This window comes from Micromonospora sp. NPDC047134 (assembly GCF_040643455.1).
Taxonomy (GTDB): Bacteria; Actinomycetota; Actinomycetes; order Mycobacteriales; family Micromonosporaceae; genus Micromonospora.
Map to the genome: position 1 here is coordinate 260,845 of NZ_JBEYUI010000005.1, position 8,537 is coordinate 269,381.

9 protein-coding genes are annotated in these 8,537 nt (G+C 71.4%); 4 read left to right on the plus strand and 5 right to left on the minus strand.

What is annotated here, in order from left to right; all coding sequences use genetic code 11:
* Positions 1-99 precede the first annotated feature (99 nt).
* Positions 100-798, minus strand: a complete 699-nt coding sequence (locus ABZ795_RS10100; protein WP_357530008.1) for a hypothetical protein — start codon at positions 796-798, stop codon at positions 100-102.
* 43 nt (positions 799-841) lie between these two features.
* The gene (locus tag ABZ795_RS10105; protein WP_327024202.1) at positions 842-1,363 is read right to left on the minus strand and encodes a M48 family metallopeptidase; all 522 of its coding nucleotides are present in this window, start codon (positions 1,361-1,363) and stop codon (positions 842-844) included.
* 530 nt (positions 1,364-1,893) lie between these two features.
* On the opposite strand from ABZ795_RS10105, the gene ABZ795_RS10110 reads away from it, so the two are divergent.
* From ABZ795_RS10110 to ABZ795_RS10120, 3 genes are all read left to right on the plus strand, one after another.
* Entirely contained in the window at positions 1,894-2,061 is a 168-nt protein-coding gene (locus ABZ795_RS10110) for a DUF5679 domain-containing protein (protein WP_199714804.1), read from the plus strand.
* Positions 2,062-2,258: 197 nt separating this feature from the next.
* The gene (locus tag ABZ795_RS10115) at positions 2,259-3,353 is read left to right on the plus strand and encodes a TOMM precursor leader peptide-binding protein (RefSeq protein WP_357530009.1); all 1,095 of its coding nucleotides are present in this window, start codon (positions 2,259-2,261) and stop codon (positions 3,351-3,353) included.
* 10 nt (positions 3,354-3,363) lie between these two features.
* Positions 3,364-4,692, plus strand: a complete 1,329-nt coding sequence (locus ABZ795_RS10120) for an AarF/ABC1/UbiB kinase family protein (RefSeq protein ID WP_327024200.1) — start codon at positions 3,364-3,366, stop codon at positions 4,690-4,692.
* 309 nt (positions 4,693-5,001) lie between these two features.
* Here the strand turns inward: ABZ795_RS10120 and ABZ795_RS10125 are convergent, their stop codons facing one another.
* From ABZ795_RS10125 to ABZ795_RS10135, 3 genes are all read right to left on the minus strand, one after another.
* Positions 5,002-5,367: a WhiB family transcriptional regulator gene (locus ABZ795_RS10125; protein ID WP_327024199.1), complete on the minus strand. Its 366-nt coding sequence runs from the start codon at positions 5,365-5,367 to the stop codon at positions 5,002-5,004.
* A 134-nt stretch (positions 5,368-5,501) separates the two neighbouring features.
* On the minus strand, positions 5,502-5,789 hold the full coding sequence (locus tag ABZ795_RS10130) for a hypothetical protein (RefSeq protein WP_357530010.1): 288 nt from the start codon (positions 5,787-5,789) through the stop codon (positions 5,502-5,504).
* A 138-nt stretch (positions 5,790-5,927) separates the two neighbouring features.
* Positions 5,928-8,081, minus strand: a complete 2,154-nt coding sequence (locus ABZ795_RS10135) for an ATP-dependent DNA helicase UvrD2 (RefSeq protein ID WP_357530011.1) — start codon at positions 8,079-8,081, stop codon at positions 5,928-5,930.
* 76 nt (positions 8,082-8,157) lie between these two features.
* Between ABZ795_RS10135 and ABZ795_RS10140 the strand changes: the two genes are divergently transcribed.
* Complete coding sequence (locus tag ABZ795_RS10140; RefSeq protein ID WP_327024196.1) at positions 8,158-8,400, plus strand: mycoredoxin; 243 nt, start codon at positions 8,158-8,160, stop codon at positions 8,398-8,400.
* The last annotated feature ends 137 nt before the right edge of the window (positions 8,401-8,537 follow it).

The following is an 8,537-nucleotide window of genomic DNA, read 5'->3' on the forward strand; positions in this document are numbered from 1 at the left end:
GATCTGGGATCGAGTGGCTTCGCGTGACTCTGAGGCCACTCGATCCCACATCGAGTGAATTCACACCGCGTCAGGCGGACGCCTTGCTGCGCGAGTTGGTCAGGGTTTGCCAGCGTCAGCCAGGAGAGCGCGGGTGTTCTCCCAACCGCTGAGGGCGGGGTCGAGGCGGGCCAGGTCCGCCGGACCGCGCAGCCGGTGCCAGGAGGGGGTGACCGCCAGGTCGCCTGGGCGGGGCGCCGCCGCGCGCACGGCCGCGGGCACGGTGGCGTCCAGGTCCAACGGCGGCAACCAGGGCGGTACGGGTAGCCGGGCCGCCACGCCCAGCAGCCCGGCGCCACCCTCGGCCGGGGCTACCGCGACCGGTCGGCTGGTCAGTGGACGCAACAGCTTGCCGATGGTCAGCCCCGGCAGGTCGGGAGCGTCCCCGGCGATCACGGCCACCTGTTCGTACCGGCCCGTCGACCGCTCGTAACCCTCCCCCGCTCCAGCATCACCGACCCGCCCAGCACCCTCGACCGGGTCGGCGGGGTCGGGTGGCGCGGTTGCGCCGGTCAGGGCGGCGAAGACTGCGTTCGGGGTGGGTTCGGGGACCTCGTAGACGCGGGTACCCGGCCAGATCACCGCGTCGGCGAGCCAGCGGTCCGCCGGGGTGACCGCCACTGCGGCGTCCACCTCGTTGAGGGTGGCCAGCAGGTCCACCACGTCCTCGGCGAGGGCCGTACGCCATTGGGTCGGGTCGAGGCCGGGCGGCGCCCAGGTGACCGGCGCCAGCAGGGCCACCACCACACGTCGGGGCATTCCCCGACCCTACGCCGAGGGCCGAACGGGGTGCCCGCCGGTGTCAGGGAACGCCGGAGACGGCCGCCACGCCCTCCAGATAGCCTCGGGCGCGTTCGGTCTTGGCGTACCTGCCGACCAGGGCCCAGAAGTCAGCGTTGTGGCTGGGCACGATGAGGTGCACGAGTTCGTGCAGCAGCACGTAGTCGAGGACCCAGTCCGGCATGTCCTGGAGTCGGTGGGACAACCGGATGGACCGGTCCGCCGGGGTGCAGGAGCCCCAACGGCCGTTCTGGTTGCTCACCCACCGGACACTGGCCGGCAGGGCCTGGCTGCCGTACTCCGTCAGATAGAGATTGATCAGCCGGTCGGCTCGGGCCAGCAGTTCCCCGTCGGAGCGGGCCAGGCGGCCCTCCCGGGCGGCGAGCCGGGCGAGCATCCGGTCGACCCACTCGCTCTCCTCGGCCCGGGAGAACTGGTCCGGGATGAGGACGACGACGCGCTCACCGTCGCGGTAGGCGGACACCGTGCGTCGCCGGCGCTGGCTGCGCCGTACCTCGACGACCGGCTTCCGCGGCCCAGCCATCAGTGGACCGCGCAGCCTCGGTTTGCTGTCACGAAGGCAAGCTAATGCGTTGTGACCAGGGGTCCGCAAGGGTCAACCCGCGACACGCGTCCGAAAAATGGTGATTGGTCGGCAGGAGTCCCGAAAAAAAATTGCCCGGACTCGGGGGCATGTGTCGCGATCACGCTTCGTGGTGGACTGAGCGGTAATGTCGCCGCCCGCCCAGGCTAAGTGATCATCGCATGGTCCCGGCCCAGCGGGGGTACCCGGGTCCGCCACAACTGGCACCACCAGCGCAATTGCGGGCTCCCGGTCGGCGTGTCCCCGCGAAACTGGCTGATCTGGCCCGATTTGGCGTGCACACTCTCGACGTCGCCTTGCTCACAGTGGCAAAGCGCAGCTGACATGGAACCGCCCACACCTGGGTAGGGTCCGCCAACCAGCGGTCACGTGGGTGACCGCGGCAAAGACCAGCGCCGGACGCCGTACGCGACCGCCGCCGGAAACCCGCCGGACCGGTATCGACCGGCGGACGAGACGAGGAGGGCACCGTGGCCGACCAGGCCCAGAGCTACAACGGTTACTGCGTCAAGTGCAAGGAGAAGCGGGATTTCGAGGGCCGCGTGGAGGTCTCGAAGACCGGCATGAACATGGCCAAGGGCAAGTGTCCGGTGTGCGGCACAACAGTGAACCGCATCCTGGGCAAGGCCAAGGTCTGACGTACGCACCCGACGAACGGGGGGTGGCCGAGCGGCCACCCCCCGTTCGTCGGTGTGGGTGACTGTCGGAGGACCGACTGTAGCTACCCGCCGGTTGTGGATATCTCGGCAAATCCTGTGGACAGCCCTGGATCTGACCCTGGCCACCTGTGGACAACGATCGACGCAACGCAGGGATTCGGTCACTGTTCGTACCCATGCCGCCTTCTCCGCCTTCCCCCCGTCCCACCCTGCTCCCCGGGCTCAGTCGCCTCTGGCGCGACCGGCACACCCTGCAACTCGGGCTCGACCAGGACCGAGCCGTCCTGGTGGAGATCGCGGACCCCCGGGCCGCCGAGCTGCTGGACCTGCTGGACGGCCGGCACAGCGAACGGCAGGTGGTCACCGGCACCAGGAGCCGGACGGAGCACGCCCGTACCCTGCTGGACGCCCTGCGGGCCGCCGGGCTGGTGGTGCCGATGCACACCCTCCTGCCCCGCGAGCTGACCGGACCCCACCGGGCCCGGCTGGCCACGGAGGCCGCCGCCCTGGCCCTGGCCGCCGCCCGGCTGCCGGGAACTCCCGCCCAGGTCCTCCGCCGCCGATTGGCCAGCCGGGTCACGGTCACCGGCACCGGCCCGCTCGGCGCCGCCATCGCCGTCGCCCTGGCCCAGGCCGGCGTCGGTCACGTTCATCCCGACCTGCCCGGTGTGGTGCGACCGATCGACCTGGTCGGCACCGGCATCGCGGCCGCTGAGATCGGTCGACCGTTGGGCCGGGCGGTGCGGGCCGCGGTCGCCCGATCGGCGCCCGGCACCAGCACCGGTCCACAACGACGGCCCCGGCCCGACCTGGTGATCCAGTTGGGCGCCGACCGGCCCGCCGCGCTGCTGGCCGCCGGGCACGCCCAACGTCGCCAACCGCACCTGCTGGTGGACCTGCGGGAGGCCGTACCGGTGATCGGGCCCTTGGTCCGGCCCCCGGACGGGCCCTGCCTGGGCTGCCTGGACCTGCACCGCACCGACCGGGACCCCGACTGGCCGGCGCTGGCCGCCCAACTGGCCAGCCGCCCGGCCAATCCCAGCGGCACCGTGGGCAACCTGTTGGCGGCCACCGCCCTCGCGGTGGGTGAGGCCCTGCTGCACCTGGACGGGGGTACCCCGGAGACCCTGGGGGCCGCGGTCGAACTCACCTCCCCGGGCAATCTCCGGCGCCGCCAGTGGCCGCCGCATCCCCGCTGCGGATGCTGGCGTGCCCGCCCGACGGGCAGCCAGCCCGGCCGCACGGCAGCAGTCGGGGTGCCGAGTCAGTAACAATGGCCAGGTGACCGACATCCCGCGCCGCGCCGTCTCCCGGACCGCCAAGCTCGCCGCTCTGCCGCTCGGCTTCGCCGGTCGGACCGTCCTCGGCATGGGAAAGCGGGTCACCGGGCTGGCCTCCGACGTGATCTCGGCGGAGATCCAGCAGCGTACGGCCGAGCAGCTGTTCAGCGTGCTCGGCCAGCTCAAGGGTGGGGCGATGAAGTTCGGTCAGGCCCTGTCGGTCTTCGAAGCCGCCCTGCCGGAGGAGGTCGCCGCGCCGTACCGGCAGGCCCTGACCAAACTCCAGGAGGCCGCGCCACCGCTGCCGGCCGCCAGCGTGCACCGGGTGCTGGCCGAGCAGCTCGGCCCGGCCTGGCGGGAGCGGTTCGAGAGCTTCGACGACTCGCCGGCCGCCGCGGCGAGCATCGGTCAGGTGCACCGGGCGGTGTGGCGGATGCCGGACGGCACGACCCGGCAGGTCGCGGTCAAGATCCAGTACCCGGGGGCCGGTGACGCCCTGCTCGCCGACCTCAAGCAGCTCTCCCGGCTCGGGGGGATGTTCCGGGCCATCCAGCCGGGGCTGGACATCAAACCGCTGCTGACCGAGCTGCGGGAGCGGATCACCGAGGAACTCGACTACGAGTTGGAGGCGGAGTCGCAGCGGGCCTTCGCCACCGCGTACGCGGACGACCCCGAGATCTACGTGCCGACGGTGTTCTCCGCCTCACCCCGGGTCCTGGTCACCGAATGGGTGGAGGGCACCCCGCTGGCCGACATCATCCGGGAGGGCAGTGAGCAGCAACGCGACGAGGCCGGTCGGCTGATGGCCGTCCTGCACCTGTCGGCCCCGATGCGGGCCGGGCTGCTGCACGCCGATCCCCATCCCGGCAACTTCCGGCTGTTGCCGGACGGCCGGCTCGCGGTGATCGACTTCGGTGCGGTGGCGCGGATGCCGGAGGGGACTCCGGAGCCGATCGGCCGCATCGCGGGGCTGGCCCTGCGGGGCGACGCCGACGAGGTGGTGGCCGGCCTGCGGGATGAGGGTTTCGTCAGCTCCGAGGCTCCGGTCGACGGCCAGGCCCTGCTGGACTTCCTACGTCCGATGCTGGAACCGATCGCGGTCGAGGAGTTCCGGTTCACCCGGGCCTGGTTGCGGGCCGAGGCCGCCCGGCTGGCGAATCCGCGCTCCCCGGCGTACCAGTTCAGTCGGCAGCTCAACCTGCCGCCGTCGTATCTGCTGATCCACCGGGTGACCCTCGGGTCGATCGGGGTGCTGTGCCAACTGGAGGCCGAGGCCCCCTACCGGGGCATCCTGGAACGCTGGCTGCCCGGCTTCGCCGAGGCCGACTGACCGCCGCCCCGCACAAACTTCGGCGGGCGAGGACAAGGTCCTCGCCCGCCGTTGTTCGGTGTCTGGTACTACAGGAGGCCCAGTTCGCGGGCCGACCGGGTACGGCTGGCCATGGCGACGGTACGGGCGGATCGGGTTGCCTCAGTGCTCGTGGTAGTGCGACCGGCCTGAGGCCGGAGCATTCGAGCCCTCGACAGCGCTTCATGAAGTAGTTGCATCTCGGCGACTCCGGTCATCAGGGGCAGCATGGGATTCGGCTTTCTCTCGGCCGGTGCGACACCGGCGGGACGGATTCGGATCGGGAACATCTCAGGCAGCCAGCCGGACGGCGCTGCGCGAGGTGGCGAGCCCGTTGGCCGCCAGTCGCGCCTCGGCCTCGACCCGCAGTGCGGCGTCGCGGGCGAGGTCCTCCTTGCGCGGGCGGCCCCGGGGCCGCTTGCGCGGAACGACCGCGCCACGCTCGAAGATCTCGCCACCCCAGACCCCCCAGGGCTCGGCGCGCTCGACCGCGCCGGCGAGGCACTCGACCCGCAGCGGGCAGTCCCCGCACAGGGTCTTGGCCACGTCCAGGTCGGTGGGTGAGTCGGAGAACCACAGGTCGGGGTCGAACTTCCGGCAGGGCAGATTCGCCTCGGTCTCGACGTTCAGGTCGAGCGGGGCTAACGCCAGAGTCATCTCCCGGTCACCTCTCTCTCATCTCGATCTCGTGGATCGCTGGTCCGACGTACTTCGGCGGTGCAAAAAGAACTGAGGCCGCGGATCCCGGTATGCGGGTTCCGCGGCCTCGAGGTGAGCCGGTGGTCTGGTGGTCAGACCGGTCTACCTCGAGGTGGAACACCGCGGACGTCCATCCGCTTGACGGCGCCATCGACGCCCTTGCCCGTGAAGCCACTGGTCCCCTGGATCGCATTCGCTTCTGGGGCGAGGATCAGCTCGGCCTGAACCTCGACCCGGTGCGCCTGCGGAGCCCACGGTCGCGCAGCGGCGACGGCGACCCGATCGGCCGACATCGGAGCCACGGAGACGGTCAGGGCAGCAGACAACGGAGCGACGGCAACGGGCAGCGCCGTCGGACGCGTGTAGATGTAGCTCTCCATCGGTGCCACCTCCTTGACGTTCACTCGTGGTCGACTCGGACAATCCCCTGTTGAGCAGCCCGAACAGGGCCCCCCGCGAGGTGTGTTCTGAGGCTATGCCCGTCGACCGGGCGAGGGCAAACGAATTAACGGCCAGATTCAAAAAGTTTTCTGCGGGCAGATTTCGTCCACCGCCGCGCCCTCAACCAGGGCCAGCACAGCCTCTCCGTACAGGCCCAACTTGCGGGGGCCGATGCCGGCGATGGCGACCAGTTCCTCGGCCCGGCCCGGACGCCGTTCGGCGAGCGCTACCAGGGTGGCGTCGGTGAAGACGACATAGGCCGGCACCTTCTGGGTGTCCGCCACCCGGGACCGCCACTCGCGCAGCCGCTCGTGCAGCTCATCGTCGATGTCGGAGGGACAGGTCGCGCAGCGGCCGAGTTTGCGGTCCGGCCCGGCCAGCAGGGTCGTACCGCAGATCCGACAGGAGACGATCCGGGTGACCGCCCGCCGCGGGGTACCGGGGGCCGGGCGGGTGCCGCCGGCCCGCTCCGTCGTGCCGGAGGGGGCCAGCTGGGGCAGGAAGCGACACGGCCGCCGGGCGCGACCACCCGGCGAGCGAGCGGAGGCGTACGACAGCCAGAGCCACTGCCGGGCCCGGGTGATGCCGACGTAGAGCAGGCGACGTTCCTCCTCGACCTGCTCGGGGGTGCGGGCGTACGTGGTGGGCAGGGTTCCTTCGGCCAGACCGACCAGGAACACCGCCTCCCACTCCAGCCCCTTCGCCGAGTGCAGGGAGGCCAGGGTGACCCCCTCCACGGTCGGTGCGTGCTGCTGTGCCGCCCGCCGGTGCAACTCGTCGGTGAAATCGGCCAGGGTGACCGGACGCTCCACGGTGGCCGCCGCACCCAGCGGCAGCAGTTGCGGGCTGGCCGCGTACTCCTCGGCCAGCGCTACCAGGGCGGCCAGCGCCTCCCACCGTTCCCGGGCGGCCCCGCCGGGCGGAGGTGAGTCCGGCGCCCAGCCGACCGCGGCCAGCGCCTCGACCACTGCGGTGACCAGCGGGGTCTCCCCCGCAATCGACCGGGTGGCCGCCCGCATCGCCACCATGGCCTGACGCACCTCGGGCCGCTCGAAGAACCGCTCGGCCCCCTGCACCACGTAGGGCACCCCCGCCTCGGCGAGCGCCTTCTCGTACGCCTCGGACTGGGCGTTGGTGCGGAACAGCACGGCGATCTCGCGGGCCGCCGTACCGGCCTCGACCAGGGCCCGGCAGCGGGCCGCGACCGCGTTGGCCTCCGCCGCCTCGTCGGTGAAGATCCGCAGCTCCGGTGCGGGGCCGGCGGGACGCTGACCGACCAGTTCCAGCCGCAGCCGCGCCTCCGTGCCCCGGGCCTGCGAGATGACCGCGTTGGCCAGGCCGACCACCTGGGGGGTGGAACGGTAGTCGCGGACCAGCCGGACCACTGTCGCGCCGCGGTGCCGACGCGGGAAGTCGACCAGGTACGACGAGGTGGCCCCGGTGAAGGAGTAGATCGTCTGGCTGGCGTCGCCGACCACGGTCAGGTCCTCCCGACCGCCCAGCCAGGCCTCCAGCAGCCGCTGCTGCAAGGGGTTGACGTCCTGATACTCGTCGACCACGAAGTGCCGGTACTGGTTGCGGACCTGCTCGGCGACGTCCGGGTGCTCCTCGATCCCCCAGACCGCAGCCCGCAGCACGTCCTCGAAGTCGATCACCCCGGTGGTCCGCTTGACCTTCTCGTACGCGGCGAAGACCTCGGCCACCTTGGCCGGGTCGTGCGGGGTCTCGCGCAGCGCCTTGGCCGCGGCCACCACGTACTCCCCCGGCTCTACCAGGCAGGACTTGGCCCACTCGATCTCGCCGGCCAGGTCGCGGGCGGCCGTGCGGTCGGTCCGCAGACCGGCCCGGGCGGCGGCCAGGGTGACCAGCCGGACCTTGCTGTCCAGCAGTTCCGGCATGGCCCGCCCGTCCAGCAGTCGGGGCGCGAAGTAGCGCACCTGGCGCAGCGCGGCGGCGTGGAAGGTGCGGGCCTGCACCCCGGCCACCCCCAACTGGGCCAGCCGGTGCCGCAACTCGGCGGCGGCCCGGGCGGTGAAGGTGACCGCGAGCACGTGCCGGGCGGATATCTCACCGGTCAACGCCCGGTACGCGATCCGCGAGGTCACCGCCCGGGTCTTGCCGGTGCCGGCCCCGGCGAGTACGCAGACCGGCCCGGCGAGGGCGGTCACCGCCGAGCGTTGCTCCGGGTCCAGGCCGGCGAGCACGCGTTCGGACGGGGAGTTGACCACCACAACGGGGAATTGTCTCAGCCGCCCCGGACGTTACTGCGGATAGCCCGAGCCGGGCTGAGATTGGGAGGATCTGATCATGCTCACGATGTACTCGACGCCCTGGTGCGGCTACTGCCACCGGCTGAAGTCGCAGCTCGACCGGGAGGGAATCGCCTACGAGGTGATCGACATCGAGCAGGATCCGGCCGCGGCCGACTTCGTGATGAGCGTCAACGGGGGTAACCAGACCGTCCCCACCCTGCGCTTCGCCGACGGCAGCGCGCTGACCAACCCGACGATCGTTCAGGTCAAGCAGCATCTGGCGAGCATCACCGCCTGACAACGCCAGTGGCGGTCCACCCCGCTGGGGTGGACCGCCACTCTCGTGTTTTGACCATCGGGGGGATTTGTGGTGGTCGAGGTCTAGCGGAATGGGGAGGACCCTGTCCATGATCTGAGTTCTCACACAAAGATCAT

What these genes read in the sequence shown, in the direction of transcription:
- ABZ795_RS10100 (WP_357530008.1), bottom strand. Translation starts at nt 798, where the DNA reads ATGCCCCGACGTGTGGTGGTGGCCCTGCTGGCGCCGGTCACCTGGGCG.
- ABZ795_RS10105 (WP_327024202.1), bottom strand. Translation starts at nt 1,363, where the DNA reads ATGGCTGGGCCGCGGAAGCCGGTCGTCGAGGTACGGCGCAGCCAGCGC.
- ABZ795_RS10115 (WP_357530009.1), top strand. Translation starts at nt 2,259, where the DNA reads ATGCCGCCTTCTCCGCCTTCCCCCCGTCCCACCCTGCTCCCCGGGCTC.
- ABZ795_RS10125 (WP_327024199.1), bottom strand. Translation starts at nt 5,367, where the DNA reads ATGACTCTGGCGTTAGCCCCGCTCGACCTGAACGTCGAGACCGAGGCG.
- ABZ795_RS10130 (WP_357530010.1), bottom strand. Translation starts at nt 5,789, where the DNA reads ATGGAGAGCTACATCTACACGCGTCCGACGGCGCTGCCCGTTGCCGTC.
- ABZ795_RS10140 (WP_327024196.1), top strand. Translation starts at nt 8,158, where the DNA reads ATGCTCACGATGTACTCGACGCCCTGGTGCGGCTACTGCCACCGGCTG.